This window comes from Nitrospirota bacterium, assembly GCA_016207905.1.
In the GTDB taxonomy this organism is placed as follows: Bacteria; Nitrospirota; Thermodesulfovibrionia; order Thermodesulfovibrionales; family JdFR-86; genus JACQZC01.
The window spans coordinates 1-16,839 of record JACQZC010000049.1 but is presented as its reverse complement, the minus strand read 5'-3'; the positions used below and the strand labels follow the sequence as shown (position 1 = coordinate 16,839).

At 42.2% G+C, this 16,839-nt stretch carries 20 protein-coding genes; 4 read left to right on the top strand and 16 right to left on the bottom strand.

Annotated features, from left to right (window positions below; all coding sequences use genetic code 11):
• Positions 1-134: 134 nt before the first annotated feature.
• The 9 genes from HY805_05870 to HY805_05830 all read right to left on the bottom strand — a co-directional run bounded on the left by HY805_05870 (position 135) and on the right by HY805_05830 (position 7,413).
• Complete coding sequence (locus HY805_05870; protein ID MBI4823741.1) at positions 135-1,613, bottom strand: hypothetical protein; 1,479 nt, start codon at positions 1,611-1,613, stop codon at positions 135-137.
• A gap of 219 nt (positions 1,614-1,832) precedes the next feature.
• The gene (locus HY805_05865; protein ID MBI4823740.1) at positions 1,833-2,165 is read right to left on the bottom strand and encodes an endonuclease domain-containing protein; all 333 of its coding nucleotides are present in this window, start codon (positions 2,163-2,165) and stop codon (positions 1,833-1,835) included.
• 508 nt (positions 2,166-2,673) lie between these two features.
• Positions 2,674-3,240, bottom strand: coding sequence for an adenylyl-sulfate kinase (locus HY805_05860; protein MBI4823739.1), 567 nt, complete (start codon positions 3,238-3,240; stop codon positions 2,674-2,676).
• A 176-nt stretch (positions 3,241-3,416) separates the two neighbouring features.
• Entirely contained in the window at positions 3,417-3,629 is a 213-nt protein-coding gene (locus tag HY805_05855; GenBank protein MBI4823738.1) for a DUF2283 domain-containing protein, read from the bottom strand.
• Entirely contained in the window at positions 3,617-3,925 is a 309-nt protein-coding gene (locus HY805_05850; GenBank protein ID MBI4823737.1) for a DUF4258 domain-containing protein, read from the bottom strand. The genes HY805_05855 and HY805_05850 overlap by 13 nt, the downstream gene beginning before the upstream one ends.
• A gap of 101 nt (positions 3,926-4,026) precedes the next feature.
• Positions 4,027-5,346, bottom strand: coding sequence for an alginate export family protein (locus HY805_05845; protein MBI4823736.1), 1,320 nt, complete (start codon positions 5,344-5,346; stop codon positions 4,027-4,029).
• A 254-nt stretch (positions 5,347-5,600) separates the two neighbouring features.
• On the bottom strand, positions 5,601-6,380 hold the full coding sequence (locus tag HY805_05840; GenBank protein MBI4823735.1) for a TIGR04219 family outer membrane beta-barrel protein: 780 nt from the start codon (positions 6,378-6,380) through the stop codon (positions 5,601-5,603).
• Positions 6,381-6,517: 137 nt separating this feature from the next.
• Entirely contained in the window at positions 6,518-6,892 is a 375-nt protein-coding gene (locus HY805_05835; protein MBI4823734.1) for a hypothetical protein, read from the bottom strand.
• 71 nt (positions 6,893-6,963) lie between these two features.
• Entirely contained in the window at positions 6,964-7,413 is a 450-nt protein-coding gene (locus tag HY805_05830; protein ID MBI4823733.1) for a cyclic nucleotide-binding domain-containing protein, read from the bottom strand.
• Positions 7,414-8,080: 667 nt separating this feature from the next.
• On the opposite strand from HY805_05830, the gene HY805_05825 reads away from it, so the two are divergent.
• The 3 genes from HY805_05825 to HY805_05815 are packed head-to-tail and all read left to right on the top strand — an operon-like array spanning position 8,081 to position 10,142.
• The gene (locus tag HY805_05825; GenBank protein ID MBI4823732.1) at positions 8,081-8,530 is read left to right on the top strand and encodes a universal stress protein; all 450 of its coding nucleotides are present in this window, start codon (positions 8,081-8,083) and stop codon (positions 8,528-8,530) included.
• Positions 8,530-9,048 (top strand): Mov34/MPN/PAD-1 family protein, encoded by a 519-nt coding sequence (locus HY805_05820; GenBank protein ID MBI4823731.1) that lies wholly within the window; start codon positions 8,530-8,532, stop codon positions 9,046-9,048. Before HY805_05825 ends, HY805_05820 begins: the two co-directional genes overlap by 1 nt.
• 5 nt (positions 9,049-9,053) lie before the next feature.
• Positions 9,054-10,142 carry a geranylgeranyl reductase family protein gene (locus HY805_05815; protein ID MBI4823730.1) on the top strand — a complete coding sequence of 363 codons (1,089 nt, stop codon included), beginning with the start codon at positions 9,054-9,056 and terminating at the stop codon, positions 10,140-10,142.
• On the opposite strand, the gene HY805_05810 is transcribed toward HY805_05815, so the two are convergent.
• From HY805_05810 to HY805_05790, 5 genes are all read right to left on the bottom strand, one after another.
• Positions 10,134-10,907 (bottom strand): cytochrome b/b6 domain-containing protein, encoded by a 774-nt coding sequence (locus HY805_05810; GenBank protein ID MBI4823729.1) that lies wholly within the window; start codon positions 10,905-10,907, stop codon positions 10,134-10,136. The two genes, HY805_05815 and HY805_05810, sit on opposite strands and share 9 nt — an antisense overlap.
• Positions 10,891-12,264 carry a cytochrome c3 family protein gene (locus tag HY805_05805; protein ID MBI4823728.1) on the bottom strand — a complete coding sequence of 458 codons (1,374 nt, stop codon included), beginning with the start codon at positions 12,262-12,264 and terminating at the stop codon, positions 10,891-10,893. Before HY805_05805 ends, HY805_05810 begins: the two co-directional genes overlap by 17 nt.
• Positions 12,265-12,336: 72 nt before the next feature.
• On the bottom strand, positions 12,337-12,696 hold the full coding sequence (locus tag HY805_05800) for a hypothetical protein (GenBank protein ID MBI4823727.1): 360 nt from the start codon (positions 12,694-12,696) through the stop codon (positions 12,337-12,339).
• A 202-nt stretch (positions 12,697-12,898) separates the two neighbouring features.
• A complete protein-coding gene (locus tag HY805_05795) occupies positions 12,899-13,426 on the bottom strand; it encodes a hypothetical protein (protein ID MBI4823726.1) in 528 nt (175 codons plus the stop codon).
• Between the two features lie 8 nt (positions 13,427-13,434).
• Positions 13,435-14,415, bottom strand: coding sequence for a M48 family metalloprotease (locus HY805_05790; GenBank protein ID MBI4823725.1), 981 nt, complete (start codon positions 14,413-14,415; stop codon positions 13,435-13,437).
• A 228-nt stretch (positions 14,416-14,643) separates the two neighbouring features.
• Between HY805_05790 and HY805_05785 the strand changes: the two genes are divergently transcribed.
• Entirely contained in the window at positions 14,644-15,066 is a 423-nt protein-coding gene (locus HY805_05785; GenBank protein MBI4823724.1) for a hypothetical protein, read from the top strand.
• 58 nt (positions 15,067-15,124) lie between these two features.
• Here HY805_05785 and HY805_05780 read toward each other — a convergent pair whose 3' ends face one another.
• Entirely contained in the window at positions 15,125-16,351 is a 1,227-nt protein-coding gene (locus HY805_05780; protein MBI4823723.1) for a tetratricopeptide repeat protein, read from the bottom strand.
• Positions 16,352-16,614: 263 nt separating this feature from the next.
• The coding region (locus tag HY805_05775) for an integrase (GenBank protein ID MBI4823722.1) at positions 16,615-16,839 on the bottom strand (225 nt) is incomplete at its 5' end.

Here is a 16,839-nt window from a genome sequence, read left to right as displayed (position 1 = left end):
CTCATCTAAATGACATGTCCTACAGCCCTCGCCTGTCCTTTCGGAAAACTCAGGTATTGCAAATGATTTCCCTGCCAGCAGATGATTGAAAATCAGGGTTAATAGTAAGATAAATAAGATATAAGTGGATACCTTCATTTTCTCTTAAAAAGCTTCTTTAGGTCATCGAGCGAGTATGAGACCCTTGTTGGTCTTCCATGAGGGCAGGTCTCTGGATGCTCTGTGTCATTAAGGTCCCTTAGGAGTGCCCTTAATTCGTCCTGATCGAGAAGCCTTTTTCCCCTTATCGAGTTATGACAGGCAATGCTTGCCGAAACAGCATCCTTCAGGCTCCACAACATCCCTGAAGTCTCATATCCTGTTTCAGCCTGAGAAATAACAGAAGATATATCAGAAAGGATCCCTCTTAGGTCTGCTTGAGAAAGTGCCAAAGGCAATGAGCGAATAAGAAGGCTCTCATGCCCAAAGTCCTCAACCACAATGCCAAAGTCCCTGAGAATTTCCATGTGCTTGAGTATGACCATATATTCCTTTGTGCTTAGTTTTACCTGCGAAGGGAAAAGCATTTCTACACTTTCAAGATTCACTCCCTTAAGGAGCTTTTCGTAGAGAATCCTTTCGTGTGCGGCATGAACATCTATGAGTGTAATGCCTCCTGCTTCATCTGAAAAGGCTACAAAGGAATCCCCAAGATATATGAATGGCAAATCTATGTTATACCTAAGGGAGAGTGCCTCTTCTATGCGATAAACCCCTGATAGTCCTTCTTCCGAAAAAGAGGTCCCTGAAAACGAAACAGAAGTTTCAGCAGGTTTTTGAGTCGATTCGGTCTTGAGATAGAGTTTTTCCATTATACCCTCTTTTATGAGCCTGTAGATTAAATCCTTATCGGAAAACCTGACCTCCTGCTTTGTAGGATGCACATTGAAATCCACCATCGAAGGCTTAATCTCAAGAAAAACAAAAAATATTGGATGCCTTCCTGTTTGGTCATATGAAGAATAAACCGCATGGGTTATGGACTGCTCCCTTACAGGTCTTCTGTTTATAAATATATACTGATGAGACCTTGTCTCCCTTAGATTGTCTTTTTTTGACATAAATGCCCTGAAAGAGGGTACATCTCCTGAGTTTATCTCTATTAGCCCATCTAAGAACTCTGCTCCATAGACCTGCATGAGCCTTTCCTTGAGTGTGGATGCATTAGGGATGTCCATCATATCGAGGTCATCTGCCTTAAGGCTAAAGCCTATATGTGGGTGCGAAAGACTAAGCCTTGTCAGTGTCTCGACGATGTGTATAAGCTCTGTTCGGTCTGTCTTAAGGAATTTCCTTCTTGGAGGTGTATTAAAGAAAAGGTCTCTTGCCTCGACAGTTGTGCCAACCGTGGCAATATCCTTTACATTTATTATCCGACTTCCTTCTGTTTCTATGGATACGCCATACTTCATGCCTTTTGGGGCTGTTATAAGAAGGAGCCGAGAGACAGAGGCTATCGATGGAAGTGCCTCGCCTCTAAAGCCCATTGTTTTTATATCAAAAAGCCCTTCCTCATTTGTAATCTTGCTTGTCGTATGCCTTTGAAGACTTAAGAGTGCATCTTCCCTTTGCATCCCATAGCCATCGTCAGAGACCCTGATGAGCCTTTTGCCAGCACCCTTGACCTCGACATCAATCCTTTTACTTCCTGCATCTATGGAGTTCTCGATAAGCTCCTTTACAACAGACGAGGGCCTTTCAACTACCTCTCCTGCCTGTATCTTTCCTATTAGTTCATCTGGAAGGACTCTTATAGAAGCTGCTTTTCTTTCCCCTCCCTTGACAGGAGGGGATTAAGGGGAGGGTGATTTTAAACAATTCTCCCTTATCACATCTAACACTCCGTTTATGTTTGTCAGAATTTCATTATTCCAGAACCTTAATATCTTAAAGCCATGTCTTTTAAGGTAGCTATCTCTTTCAATGTCTTTTTCCATAGCATGCTGTCCGCCATCCGCTTCAACCACTATCCGTTTTTCAAAACAGACAAAATCAACTATGTAATTATCTACAGGCTGTTGTCTTCTGAATTTCAAACCCTCCAGTTGTTTTGCTCTTAGATGTCTCCATAATAATTTCTCCGCCTCAGTTTGTCTTTTTCTGAGATTCTTAGCAGAGGTATTCAAATTTTAATCACCCCCACCCTATCCCTCCCCCGTCAAGGGGGAGGGAATAAAAAAATGATGTCTCCCCGTTGAGAAGAGAATAAGAAAATAATGTCTTCTTTGTCAAGGGAACTGTATGGGTTCAGGACATATGAGACAAGTTATACCCCCCTCACCCCAGCCCTCTCCCGCAAGGGGAGAGGGTAATTAAAAGGAAGCAAAAACCTGTCCTGTAAGGAAAAATGCGATTTGCTTTATCGACCCCACCCTTCATGGAGGGGAATTATTTTTTTATAGGGGGGACAAAGTCCCCCTATCCCCTAATTCTGTAAAGGAGATTCTTTTCAGGGGGCATGGGTGCTTTGCCCCCATACCTTAAGACAGGGTGGGTGGGAAATAAAAATAATTTTTATACAACATTTCAGTCTCACATGTATCTGAACCCATACAGGGGGGACACTGAAACAGCGATAGGATTTTTAAATTGTCCCCTCTCCCTTTGACGGGAGAGGGTTAGGGGGGAGGGGCTTTACATGGAAGAATGCAAATTCCTATCGGCAGATTGGGGGAAGGTAGAAACTTTCTTTAAAAGCTCTTTTATAGCCCTCAGGCACTCCTTAGGACTTAATGAGTCTGTATCCAATGTAAGCTCAGGGGCAAGTGGCTCCTCGTATGGAGCAGTAAGCCCTGGAACGGGCCAGCCCTTTTTCCCTTTTTCATATATATCATGAGGTGCCTCATGTGTGTTGAACCTTTTCTTTTCCCTTTCCATGCATGTAGAAAGGGAGCATTTTAGATATATCTCTATATATCCGGGGATAAGCTCTCTTGCAAGCTCACGCCATCTTCTTAGATTTCCAGTTGCATCGATTATTACATTATTTCCTTGCTCTGTGAGGGTCTTTGCGATATATACGAGGGCACGATAAAGTATATCCCTTTCAGTCTCTGAGTATGAAGGTTGCGGTGTAACAACCTTTCTTAAGGCATCCATGCTTAAGACGATAAATTCAGGGTATTCTTTTTTAATGGCATCTGCGATTGTGCTTTTACCACTTCCTGGAAGCCCTGTTAGCCATATTGCAATGCCTGACATAAGGAAAGTTTAAGATAGGCTAAAGCTAAATGCAAGCCAAGACCAAATACAAGAATATAAAACAGCTCTATTGCTTTTTAGGATGGGTTCGTTCCCACAATGCATAAATCAAACCACCAACTGCAATAATGGAAAGGAAAATAAGCACATAGGTCATCATTCTTTTATCCCTCCTATTAAGCAACCACTAATTCAACCGGCAATGGCTGGCTGGCACCGACTGTCCTGCTTACATACAGCTTTTCTATGCCTATTACCTTACCATCTTTGTCTTTCTTTAAGATAATCCCCTCGCCGGCTTCTTCGCATATAACTTCATCCTCTGGATTACCAAACCAGATATCCATTGTGTCAGAGTCTTTATGATAATAAACCACTACCTTGTCCATACCACTTCTCCTTCCTTTACTTTGTCCACAGGATAAGCAGTTATCAGGAAACCTTCCTGTCCTGTGTGTTTTACAACTATACAATATAGTTTATCAAATCTCCTGTAATAAAGGAAAACATCTTTATTAATTTTGCTCTGCCTGACTTCGTCGGGTTGATTTAAGGTCTCTCTTACAAGAGCCTCTTTGTTTTCCATTATTTTATGCTTTTTAGTGATGAGGTATTGCCAGTACTCCTTAGTAGTTCTAATTTCAACATTGAGGGGTGTTTTTATTTTAAAATAAAATTCAGCCATACATGGTAAGGATAGCAAAAGGACTGTTTTATTTGCAAACAGAAAAAAGGCGCTCCCGAATAGTCGGGAACGCCTTTTAAAGATTCTCTACTTTAGCTTACTTAGAAGCTCAACTCTAATCCATGCCTTAATGCCCAGGCACTGTCAGCATCTTTTGTTGCTGTCTTATATGCATCGCCTGGCATAAAGTATCCACCCTCTATCCAGTATGTGAGGTTCTTTGCGAGCTTATATGTTCCTTTTGCATCAAACTCCATACCAAGGTCATCGGATTTTGTGCCACTGCTACCGAGGTCTACTTCCTCAACTGCTGTTAGCAAGAGGAGGTCAGCCTTCACATCAACAGGACCAACCTTTGCACCTGCACCAACCTTTATATACTGTGTGTTGGCTATACCTGTGTTAGTAGCATTTGCGGCTGTTTTTACCCTTGGCCCATAGATGAATGCTGGATAAGGTGCACCAGCGCCTAAGCTTGTTACAAAAGTCTCAAGCTCATTAGCCGTTCCAGAGTCATCACCAGAGCCTCTTCCAATCTCAAGGCTTAATGAGACAGGGTCAAGCTTCATGCTTGCGCCAAGCATAATGGCTGAGCCTGATAAGTCGTAGTCCTGAGTTGCTGAGACGCCTTCTTCTACACTACCTGACTGTAGCTCAAGGTCTGCCTTGACTGTAAGAGGACCAACCTTTGTATCTCCTCTTAAGCCGATGTTATAGAACTTAAGTCCATTAGCTGCCAGAAAGTCTCCATCAATCAGGTATGTTATATCCGCAGATGCATTAAATGCCTCTGACTTAAATGTCATAAGTCCTACATATGCATCTGAATCCTCTGTATTACCCTTGACTTCAGAGCTTTCCTCATCAATCTTTATTGTGAGTAATCCTACATGAATCTCCTTTGTAGGGTCCATGAAAAGGACTATTGCATCATCCCCGAATTTTGTGTGGTTGAAGAAGAGATTGTTTCCTAATGCTAAAGGCATATGACCTGCTTTTAAGCCAACTTTGTCACCCTTATACAGAATCCAGGACTCAAGGAGCATTGGTGTGGACTGCTTTGCATTGCCCTGCGTATAGACACCTGTAGCACCATCATTAGTGCCTGGGGTATAAACATCTGAGCTTGCACCACCACCAGCCTCAAAGAGGATTCTGCCTGTTACCTTCTCAAGCTTTGCGGTTGCACCGAGTGTTACCCTGTGGTCATAGGATGAGCTTGTGCCACCTACATCACTGTCCATGTCAAGTTGACTCATCGCACCACGGATTCTGATGCTACCGTCAATGGTAACATTGGTTGCACCTTTTGCAGTAACCGCAGTTGTATCAGCAGGAATCTCTGCCTGAACAGCAAATGCCACTCCTGCAATACCTAAAACGAAAAGACTGCTTAAAACTATTGCTAAGAATTTCTTCAATTTCTAACCCTCCTTCCGAGTTAGTTTGACTGCCATATAATATTTGACAGCCACATGCTTTCATCCGCCTAAGGCAGATGCTTTACTTTGCCCTTTATCTATTTTATCTGGCTCTTTTTATCACCTCCCCATACAAGCTTTGCCTCCATATGGAAGCTTTACCATAAAATGAAATTATGCTTTCAAATAACAAGTTCTAAACTTTATACCACCATGTGCCTTTTTTTGTCAAGTTTTTTTAATAAAATCTGCATTTAAAACTTGAGACCTACCTCTGCAAAGGGTCCTTGAAATTTGACCTCTGCGTTTATATCCTTTTCCTCAAACTTTATGTCGTCATATCTATATCCGCCTGCTATGAAAAGGGGACCTACTGTCTTTACCTTTAGTCTTCCTATGAGGCTATAGTAGTGGTCACCTCCATATGCAATGCCTCTTCCCTCTGCCTCTATGGATAGTTTCTTTATGGGCATAACCTGAATGCCTGCATAGAGCATTGGAATTGGGATTGTAAGGCTCTTTGATTCCCTAATAGAATTGCCTGTGACATCCTCAGTTCCGCTTACCTCTGCATAGAAATCTATAAGCCTTGCATTAAGCCCAAGCTCAAGATTGAGTTTTTCGAGGGTGAGCTTCTTTAAGCCCGGGATGCCATAAAAGAAGGCTATGTCGAGATGGTCCATTGAAAGTTCCGAGTCAAATGGTTGAGTAAAATCATATGTTTTTCCGCCCCAACTGAAGTTAGCAGTCTTTGAACCTCTTCCTTTAAAGCTCATTGGGGTTGCCATTATATAGATATTGGGGATGACAAGTGGCATATCTATCTTTACCCTTCCAAAGGCACGGGTCTCGGTGTCGTATTTAAGGTCTCTTTCCAAGTCCAGATTATCGGTTAAAGCCACAGGCTTATAGGATAATGTGCCTGAAGGCTCCTCGCTCCACACACCAACACCAACCTCAATGCCGATGGCAACTGCTAAAGCAGGAATGGCAATTAGAGAGAGTAAACATAAAACAAACAAAACCTTTCTCATATATCCTCCTCCAACAACAGAGCTCTTTGCGCCTAACCCTGCAAATAAAATGCCAGAGGGGAATCCTTTAAAATCAACCACTTTCCCCTCTACGCATGTATCATTTTATCCAATGGATGCTGCAAATTTGCTACAGTTTATTCTCTCAGCTTTTTCAGGGACTCCTTTGCATCCACTGCAAGGGCACTCGAAGGATATTTTTTAAGGAAAGCCTCAAACTTTGCAATTGCATCTGTCTTCTGTCCCTTTATTGCAGAATCAAGCGCGCTGTTGAAGCTCTCCAGCTCCTCCTTTGAAACCTCAGGCGCTTTGCCTTTCCAGTAAAGAGACTCTCCTTCGTCCTTTGCCCCTCTTACTCCTCCAACCGCAGTTGTGCCCTGAGAGCCCTTTGGAGTTACTTTCTCGATCTTGCCCTTAAGGTTTGACCAGAAGTCCTTATCCCCTTTATCGCCTGCAAAGGCGACTGTAGAGGCAAGAAGCATTACCAGCAATATTGCCAGTGTCTTTTTCATACATTACCCTCCTTTCTATAAAGTCTTAAAAAAGTATAGCACCTTATACAGAGAATGTCTATTAAAAATTTTCAGGTTTCCTGCTCTCCACCGGAAAGCAAAAGCAGGGTGTCGTTTGCATCCCTGAGCCTCTGGCAGAGTGTTACTGCAATAGACTTATATATCTTGCATGCAATATCTTTTTCCCTACTCATAAGCTCTACAAAGGCACTAATAGGTATCTTGATTAAAACAGAATCTGTTTCCGCAGTTACAGAGGCTGACCTTGGTCCTCCATCCACAAACGAGATTTCCCCTATAGGAGAGCCTTTATCTAAGGTTATAAGAAGCTTTCCATCCTTTATCACATTTACAGAGCCATCCTTAAGGATATACACTGCATCGCAGACCGCACCCTGCGTGACTATCTCTTGTCCCTGCTTAAAAGTGGTTCTCTCCGTAATCCTGCTTAGCTGTGTTAGCTCAAGTGTAGTAAGCCCATTAAAGAATTCAATCCTCTTAAGTAATGCTATGTCTTCCATATGTCCCTATGTCTATCCTCTTGAGTGAATTATAAATACTTTATGTGCTAATTTCAAGGGAAATTTTGCAATGTGTCAAGCCAATTTAGAAATGCCCTATTTGGTTGATAAAAATATGGGATGTGGAGCCTGTCTAAAAACTGATAAAACACATAGTCCGTCATGCTGAATTTATTTCAGCATCTCTTTAAAATCAATGATTTACTGAGACCCTGAAACAAGTTCAGGGTGACGGGCGGGGAATGACGGGAGAGTGGCGAGGAATGAAAACCATAGTTCATTTTTTACTTGACAAAGGGTTTTGGAGGTGCTATTATCTAACTATAGTTTGAAAGGGGTAGGAGTCCTTCTGAAAAAGGATTCCGAACAAGTCGGAATGACGGAAAGTGGTTCAGGATGACAGAAAAGTGAACAAAAACTGCACATAAGTGAACGAAAATGAAGAAAAGTGAAGGCAGAATCATTAAAAATCAAGGACTTAGCATACCACCCCCCTCCCCTGTAAAGTAAAGCAAGGAGGACACTTCCAAATTGGCTTGACAAATGATAGTATAGTGCTTGAAGATGCTATAGGGGCAAGGTTATACTATAACCTTGTAAATTACACAGGTTTGGATTTGTAGAGGGGTAACGGGACATATAATTAATCTTTTAAAGGAGGCTTAGTATGGAGGTTAAAAGGATTCTTTATCCGACTGATTTCTCGGAGGGCTCTCTGGTGGCAGTGCCACTTCTTACTGACCTCGTTAAAAAATATGGGGCAAAACTCTATATCCTTCATGTGATTTACGATGTCGTAAGGGCATCGGGCTGGTATGTGCCCCACACAAGCATGGATGAACTTTCTAAGGACATGGAGACTGGTGCAAAGAAAGAGATTGAGGGATGCTGTGTTGAGGAGCTAAGAGGCTATAAGGACATCGAGAGGATTGTAATCAAGGGTATCCCTCATGAGGAAATCCTCAGATTTGCAGGAGAAAACAAGATTGACCTTATAGTAATAGGAACTCACGGAAGGAAAGGGCTTGACAAGGTCATCTTTGGCTCTACAGCCGCAAAGGTCGTAAGGGATGCACCTTGCCCTGTGCTGACTGTGAGGGTGCCCATTAGAAAATAATGCTTGAGGCATCTCCAATGAGGGTATATCTTTCAGAGAATGCCTTTGTTGACATCCTTTTGTCTTCAGCAGAGGTATATAAAAAGGAATGCCTTGGGTTTCTGTTGGGCTACAGGCTTGCAGATAGGTTTATCGTTGAGCATGCATTTAGTGTTCAGACTGCAAGAAGGAAACATAAGGCAGTTGTGTTTCATAGCAAAGACCATAAAAAGATAGAGCCGATTCTTACTAAATTGGACAAGTTACAGATTATAGGAGACTTTCATTCTCATACACAGTTTGGCCTTACAAAGGGCCTTGCGATTCCCAGCGAGGAGGATATTGCAGGCATGAAGCCCGAGCATATATACCTCATAATTGCCATAAACAATAATGAAAAGACACTGTCATGGGGAGAAAACAGGGATGGGACAGTGTCAGGAAGCGTCGGAAGATTTTTCTTTAAGGTCTCAGCATACTTTTTTAATAATTCCGTTAGAAAAGCCCGCATACACTGTCCTTTTCCCCCGGGCTTCTGAGGTTGATGCAAACTAAGGTTCTTGTTATAGGCGGAGGACCTGCTGGAGCTACCTCGGCAAGGCTTCTTGCTGAAAACAATATAGACACCATACTCATAGACAAAGACCTGACATTTCAAAAGCCATGTGGTGGCGCAGTGCCCTCCTCTTTATTTGAAGAGCTGAATATTCCAAAGGCTGTTATAAAAAAGGAAGTAAACTCTATAAGGCTAATCTCTCCAAAAGGCAAAGAGGCAATGGTTCTCATTAGAAATGGTTTTATCGGGATTGTAAAGAGAGGTATTTTTGACTCTGTCTTAAGGGCTTTAGCTGAAAAGGCAGGAGCAAAGGTCATAGAGGGACGATTCGAAAGATTTATCTCAACTGGAAGTTCAATCGTCTCGGAGGTTTCAGTAGATGGCGTGTGTAAAGAGATAATATCCGATTACATCATTGCGGCAGATGGAATTAACTCAAGGGTTTCGTCTCGATTGGACATACATCCACCTAAATCCGTTTTTACGGTTTCCGAAACCCTCGATGCCAGGCAGACAGAGTCATGCGAGTTTTGGTTTGGCTCATCTCCAAACCTTTATTCATGGGTTTTTCCAGAGGAAGGAGGCATTAAAGTAGGCACAGGTGCTTTAAGGTCAGTGGAGCTTAAGTCCGAGCATGAGGCTTTTCTTAAAAAAAGGGGTCTTTCCTCGGAAGGTAGCAGGAGGGGATACAGGGTTCCTCTATGGAATGAAGAGGACAGGTTTACTGCCCTTAACGAGAGGGTGCTTTTCGTAGGAGATTCGGGTGCACAGGTTATGCCCTTTACCTTTGAGGGCATATATTATTCCATGAAATCAGCAGAGCTTTTGGCAGTGGCACTCGTAGAAGGTAATCCATCCGATTATAAAAGGCTCTGGAGGAAACGCTTTTTAAGTAGATATAGATTTATGAAAAGACTCTGGAGCCTCTTTGGCAGAAATAAGGAATTAGTGGAAAAATTCGTTTCCCTTCATCAGATACCATCTGTTCAGGAGTCTGCCTTGAGGCTATGGCTCGATAAAGGCTCAGGCAGGATAGCCCTGTTTTCGTATATAAAGGCTCTGAGGATGCTATTGTAAGGTGTCAGACTGGTTGTCTTTGTCTTTGGCTGGAGTATGCGTAAGTTTTATACCTGTTATTCTTTCGTATTCCAGTGGATGCTCGTGTATTATCCTTTCCTCGGAAATCTTCCCTGTAAAGATGGTAGTATCCAGAGGAAAGACCTCTGGACTGAATATAGAGTTATAGATATGCCATGTGACGATGACCAAGATAGCAAGCAGTGCCTCGTTTGAATGGGCGGCTTTTGCGGCAGGAATGATTTGCCCGGGAAGAAACGGCAGTAACCTGAAGAGCTCTGTTGGAAACCAGAGCGTAAGCCCTGTTACTATCATCAACATTCCGCCAACGACAACGCCCCAGTATTCGAACTTCTGTTTATAGTCATATCTGTTGCATCTTGCAGGGCTGTCTGTGATGCCGAAATAATACTTAAGGTTATCTATGACATCGGTGAAGTCCTTTTTGTGTATGATGATAGATGGGTCCCACCTTCTGAAAAGCAGTCCGTAAGCGGCTACCGATATATGCTCGAAGAGAAAGATGACAAATATAAACCCTGTGGTTCTATGAATGACCCTTACTGTGTCTATGCCGCCTAATGACAGCACAATCCATTCAGCCCAGCCCGAGGTATGGAATTTCTGGGCAAGCCCGGTTACTGTGAGAACAAGAAATGCGAGGGCATTTGCCTGATGCTCCAATATCCTATAAAGCCCAAATCTTTTGAAATATCTTTCGTGCCCTTTAATCATATCAAGCCTCCTCTTACCTGTTAACTGCATACCGCCATATGTGAAGAAGTATCTGTAGGATTAGTCCTATCAACATAAACGGTATGAATATCTTATAAATCAGGTTTATGGCATAAACAAGCGGAGCCCTTTTGAATGTTGGTTCATAATGAGACAGCCATGCATCAGGGAAATTCTCTGCGGCATTGGGATGGCATTTCTGGCACCGAGAAAGGAGTTTTGACTTTAGAACTGCGGAATCAGAGCCCTTTGTTTTTGTAATATCGTGTATGCCATGGCAATCGGTGCATACTGCAATGTGCCTGACTGCGTTTTTCTGCTTTCTATAAAATGTTACTGTTACTCCGTGAAAATCCTCTAAATAAGACTTAAGAACTGCTGTCGAAAGACCGTATTTGGACATAAGCTCTTCGTTTGCATGGCAGTTTCCGCACATCCCAGGGGTCATGTTGCGGAAGTCAACGGTTCTTGGGTCTATTATATCGTGTGCCCTATGACAGTCAGAGCATACAGGGACATCCTGATTGTGCTCGGAAACTAAAGCGCTTCCATGAACGCTCTGGGAGTATGCCTCGTATATCTTTGAATGGCACCTCTCGCATCTCCTTGCATTCAGGAGTTTTTCCTTTCTGCCTGAGAATATGGAATGACCACCGTGACAGTCCACACACACAGGCGCATTCAGGTTGCCCTGACTTAAGATGTCATAGTGAATGCTCTCGAGGGTCTTTGTGTATTTGTCGAAGTGACAGCGCCTACAGCCTTCTGAGTTAAGAAGGGTAATGTTTCTTCGGGTCTTGAACTTTCTTTCCGGATGCTCCTCTGCCGAAAAACCAAAGTGGCAGTCATAACAGCGAAGCTTGCTGTGAACGGATTTCTGAATGTCCGCTTCATCTATATGGATGGAGATACTCTTGCCATCTGCAAATGTCATGGACAGACTGAATCTATGACAGCTAATGCAGGAGTTCTCCTTTGTAGGCTTTTTTACCGAATGTGCACCATGGCAATCTGTGCATACAAGCACCTTGACGGCATTGAGCATTTTTGCATGGATGCCTTTATTTGGGGCATGGCAGTTAGTGCAGAGCTTTGAGGCTGAGACCTTATAGCTCCTTGCCGTTTTAAATGCCCTTTGGGGATGGGTTTCTACCGAGAAATCGCTGTGACAGTTCGAACATGACAGTTCCGAATGAACAGAGTCTCTGAGGCTGTGATCATCCACAAAAAGAGACAATCGCTCACCGCTTTTAAATGTAGTGCTTAGACTTTTGTCATTATGGCAGTTAAGACATATCTGAACCTCTTCTGTAGGCTGATATGCGTCTCCAGAGGAGATTAGAGAAAAAAATATGAGAAATGCAAACAGTATATAACGATATTGCATTTATCCTCCGCCAAATAGGTTTGTAAGAGGCCCTCTAAGTGATGGTATAGGGGGCCTCTTTTCGGTCAAACTTCATTCCTTTTTCTCCGTTTTCTCTGTGCTGTTTTTCTTCTTTTTTCCAGCTAAGTATGCCTCACTGGGCTTCCAGCTAAATGTTGCTCCTTTTCTTAAAGCAGCTGAGCCTCCAAACAGCCTTCTTCCTGCCACGACTATAAGCATTGCTATGCCTATGAATGGAAGAAACACTGCATAAAGAAGCCCAATTATTGGAGCTGTTAAAAGCATCACAAGAGGCGGAAGTTTGTAATAGTGGGCTTTTTCGTCTCCAGGAAGGATGCCCGCGCTATCCATGTGTACCCTTTCTCCAGTTGAGATGTTCCAGTAATTGCCTTTCCCTACTGTCTCGCCACCTATTTTCTTTAGTCCTAACATCTTCGTTCTCCTTTCTTAAGTTTACTAAGTTACTACAGCTTTATTCAAGCCTTTCCTCCTTTCCCTGTTTTCCTTCATCCTGATTTTAGGATAACAAAAGGAGACTTGAAGGACAATTGGAAGAACTTCCTATTTCAAGTAGGAAAAATATCCTAATTATGCTCGAAAATACCCCTAACCCTCGCACTCGGTGAGATTTTATTCATTGGAGCATGCTTTCTGCTATCTTAATGGTCTCTGCGATTGAGTCTCTGCTTGTAACAGTAAGGATGTATTGTCCTTCCTGCCATGTGAGCTTGCTACAGGGCTTTCTGCTATCAGGGCACAAGCCCTGTAAAAGCTTTGCCTGTCTGCCTTTTAGCATGACTATTTCTTCTTTTTTAATCACCGATGGCTCGATTCTCGATTTAAGCTCTCTGCCTTCTAAGGCTCTCTGACTGATTGCAAGGACTATCTCTTTGGTTTCATTGTGACTGAAATGCATCAGGACCGAAGGAGAGGGAGTTTTTCCAGCAAGTATCTCCGATGGAGGCCATCTCAAATACTGGGGGAAGTAAGAAGGCATGAAGAGCTTTCTTAGCTTCATCTCTTCCATGACAGCCTCCTTGCTCGTCCATCTCCTTACGGAGTTTTCCTCTATGGCAAGCGGAACCCAGCTTAGAAGCCTTAGTGCCAGCACTAAGATAGATAGGTTAATCAGGAATAAAAGAAGCATTTTGAGTCTCGACATTTAATCTCCTACACTATATAGTAATTTATTCCAATAATCGTCATTAATGTCAGTGCATATCTACCCCACATAAAGGCATAGTGTCTGCCTGCCTCGGCGGATTCGAGCCTTTCTATTCTTTCCTCAAGAAGAAGGTTATGACTTGAAGACTCGATAGACTCTTTAATTGCCTTTATCTTAGAGAGCTCTCCTACATTTTTTAGATAAAATACCCTGAGTGTGGAGGCAAGTGCATAAGGGTCTTTTGTCATGGACACTGTGATGTCGTCGCAGACCTGCTCGTCATCCTGAAGTATTCTCCTGAATACAAGAAGGCTTACCGGGTTATAAAACATGATAAGTCTTACTGCAAAGATAAAAAGTGTTGTTAGGTTGCTTCTTCTTATTATATGTGCAACCTCGTGTGCAATGGCACTTCTAAGCTCTTTTTCCTCAAGCATTTCAATCATGGACTCCGAAAGCACAATAGCAGGATTTTTTGCACCTGAGGTAAATATCACAGGGTCTTCCTCTGAGACAATAAGCACAGACGGCGTAGGAGAAACCTGTTTGTCCTTAATCAGTTCTTTTAGGATTTCACGAATCCCTTCTGCCTCATGCATATGGCTACGCCTTTTCTTTTTAATATCTTTTATTAAAGGTATTATCTCCTGAAGGAGCATTAAAGTGGATGTGAAGACAAGGGCAAGGCAGAAGAATACGATTCCTACGGTAACACCATCCCATATCTTTAGCTCAAACCATCCGAGGCTATCGAATATTGCAGTGTCATGCCTGAAATAAAAAGACCCTCTCTCAGGATTTATAAGCTGAAAAATCGGAAACATGAACACTGGAAGGACAATAACGGAAAGCCTGTATCTGAACCTTAAAAGAGGCGCATCTACCTTCCATATCTCAAATGACCTTTCTACTATAATCAGGGCAACAATGGAATGGATGACAGACTGGGAAACGAACATGCCCGGATATGACTCAAAAAACCACATTTGTATATTTTAGCAGAAAGCCTCTAAAGGCATGAGAAGAGAGCTCTTCCCTGAAATAGAGATAGATTTTTTCTGGAATAAGAAACCCCGTTATACACTCCTCCTCAGAAAGCTATTTATAAAACTTATCAATTCATTAACAGAGTAAACTTGAAATTCAGGGGGGCGATATGGTTAAATGTTTGAAACTATTCAGTGGATAACTAATCAAAGTCTAAGGAGGGTAAGATGTTACAGAGGGTAATGGGAAAAAGTATTGGAGTATTAACCTATGCAGTTTCCCTGCTCAGCAGGGAGACCCCAAAAAGCATTACTGTAAGGCTCGATAAAACTCCACCTGTTGTGAGCTTATCCGCAGACCCTTCTATCTTATGGCCTCCAAATCATAAGCTCGTGAATGTAACAATAGGCGGTGGAGCAGAAGATAGTCTATCAGGAGTAGCGGAAGTAGTCTTTACTGTAACTGATGAGTATGGAAGTATTGAACCTAAAGTTCAGGGGTTTAATACAACGATTCCCTTAGAGGCATGGCGAAATGGAAATGATTTGGATGGTCGTAGATATGAGATTACAGTAGTCGTTACTGATAATGCAGGGAATAGCTCAACAACATCTAATGTTGTAATGGTGCCTCACGACCAGAGAAAATAAGAAAAGTAAACTTAAAGAGGGCGGCAGAGTAATCTGCTACCCTCTTTACTAATTGGATTTAAATTTTATTTAAGTAATCAAGAAACTTTCGTGCCTCATGGAAGTCCGGGTTTATTTGTAATGCCTTTTTGAATTCTTTGTGTGCTTTATTTAAGTCCCTATCAATATAAATAATGCCAAGATTATAATATGCCTCTGCATAATCCGGTTTCAAGCTTATGGCAATCTGATATTGCTCTATGGCTTTGTCAATTAAGCCTTTAACTCCGTAAGCCATACCAAGATTGTTATATGCCTCTGCATAATCCGGCTTCAGTCTTAATGCAATTTGATATTGTTCTATTGCTTTGTCAGGTAAGCCTTTTCCATAGTAAACAAGGCCAAGATTGTTATATGCCTCTGCATAATCCGGTTTCAAGCTTATGGCAATCTGATATTGCTCTATGGCTTTGTCAATTAAGCCTTGCTCATAATAAACAATGCCGAGATTATAATGTGCCATTGCCTTTTTAGGAGACTTCCTTACCACATCCTTCCATAAACTTATCTCGCTTCCCCATACAGCATTCCGTAGATATGTAGCAGATGAAAGCACAAGTGGTGTTAAAATCAAAAATGCTAATATAGCTGTCTGTATCTTTTTGCTTTTGAGCCTTTCCATAAATAGAAATGCTCCTGCAATGAATGCTAAAAAGCCACCTACAGATGGCAGATAAACCCTATATTCGTTAATTACCATTGGAATCGGGATTATGCTTGATTCAACTAAAAGTGCTATAAAAAACCAGTATATTCCAAAAGCTATAAGTTTCAATACTGTTGAAGACATGGACCTCACATAAAGATAAATAGCAAAGCCAAATATAGACAATAGCAATAGAAATGACAAAAGCACCTGAATGTCAAAGAACGAATGATAGACTGGATAGTCATACCCAATATTCTGATTTATCGGTAAAAACAAAAGCCTTATATATGTGGTGATTACTCTGAACTCTGTAAAAAGGTAGTCCCATCTTGATATTCCTCCATATCCTTCTGTGACATCTCCAAGCCCGCTTATTATCTCTCCAACAGGCTTATCGATGCCTATAAGAGTAATGGGAATAATAAGCATAGTTAAAAGAAATGGAATAAGATAAAGAACTCTCTTGCCTAAGGAGCCTTTAAAGAAGAAGAATTCATAAAGGGCTATGACAACTGGAAGGGTAAATGCATTCTCCTTTGTCTTCATGGCAAGTATGGCTGAGAGGATGCTGGCAATGTAAAGTAGTATAGATGTCACCCTCCCCCTCGCCCCCTCCCATCGAGGGAGGGGGTTGTAGGGGGCAATCCTCCACTTAATATATAAAACAATTGAAAGAAGATAGAAAAATGCACAAAGAGATGCAAGCCTCTGAAATATATATGTAACTGCCTCTGTTTGTATGGGATGTGAGATAAAGAGAAGGGCAGAGAAAAGGGCGATAAATCCCTCCTTGCCCCCTTTTTCTAAATCCCCCAGTGTTCAACATTCACGTGGGTTACATTTTAACCTATGGACATGGGTTACACTTTTCTTACTTTGGGTCTGACCTTCCCGTTTCTTAAATCAAGAACTCCAATCGGGTGCAAGCCAAATCGTATCTCATGCCAAGCCTCATCGGTCTCAACCAGCCCTACGCGTTCCCCGGCCAGAAGCTCGGTCAAATAGTAGTTTTTGCCGTCAAACATTATCTCGCCGCTTTGTTTAACGCGTCTGACTTCCACCTCTTCATCGTATTCCGGGGGAAG

Coding starts and splice junctions, on each gene's coding strand:
- HY805_05785 (MBI4823724.1), top strand. CDS start 14,644: ATGTTACAGAGGGTAATGGGAAAAAGTATTGGAGTATTAACCTATGCA.
- HY805_05815 (MBI4823730.1), top strand. CDS start 9,054: ATGCAAACTAAGGTTCTTGTTATAGGCGGAGGACCTGCTGGAGCTACC.
- HY805_05835 (MBI4823734.1), bottom strand. CDS start 6,892: ATGAAAAAGACACTGGCAATATTGCTGGTAATGCTTCTTGCCTCTACA.
- HY805_05850 (MBI4823737.1), bottom strand. CDS start 3,925: ATGGCTGAATTTTATTTTAAAATAAAAACACCCCTCAATGTTGAAATT.
- HY805_05830 (MBI4823733.1), bottom strand. CDS start 7,413: ATGGAAGACATAGCATTACTTAAGAGGATTGAATTCTTTAATGGGCTT.
- HY805_05840 (MBI4823735.1), bottom strand. CDS start 6,380: ATGAGAAAGGTTTTGTTTGTTTTATGTTTACTCTCTCTAATTGCCATT.
- HY805_05810 (MBI4823729.1), bottom strand. CDS start 10,907: ATGCAGTTAACAGGTAAGAGGAGGCTTGATATGATTAAAGGGCACGAA.
- HY805_05795 (MBI4823726.1), bottom strand. CDS start 13,426: ATGTCGAGACTCAAAATGCTTCTTTTATTCCTGATTAACCTATCTATC.
- HY805_05790 (MBI4823725.1), bottom strand. CDS start 14,415: ATGTGGTTTTTTGAGTCATATCCGGGCATGTTCGTTTCCCAGTCTGTC.
- HY805_05805 (MBI4823728.1), bottom strand. CDS start 12,264: ATGCAATATCGTTATATACTGTTTGCATTTCTCATATTTTTTTCTCTA.
- HY805_05855 (MBI4823738.1), bottom strand. CDS start 3,629: ATGGACAAGGTAGTGGTTTATTATCATAAAGACTCTGACACAATGGAT.
- HY805_05820 (MBI4823731.1), top strand. CDS start 8,530: ATGCTTGAGGCATCTCCAATGAGGGTATATCTTTCAGAGAATGCCTTT.
- HY805_05860 (MBI4823739.1), bottom strand. CDS start 3,240: ATGTCAGGCATTGCAATATGGCTAACAGGGCTTCCAGGAAGTGGTAAA.
- HY805_05825 (MBI4823732.1), top strand. CDS start 8,081: ATGGAGGTTAAAAGGATTCTTTATCCGACTGATTTCTCGGAGGGCTCT.
- HY805_05870 (MBI4823741.1), bottom strand. CDS start 1,613: ATGCAAAGGGAAGATGCACTCTTAAGTCTTCAAAGGCATACGACAAGC.
- HY805_05800 (MBI4823727.1), bottom strand. CDS start 12,696: ATGTTAGGACTAAAGAAAATAGGTGGCGAGACAGTAGGGAAAGGCAAT.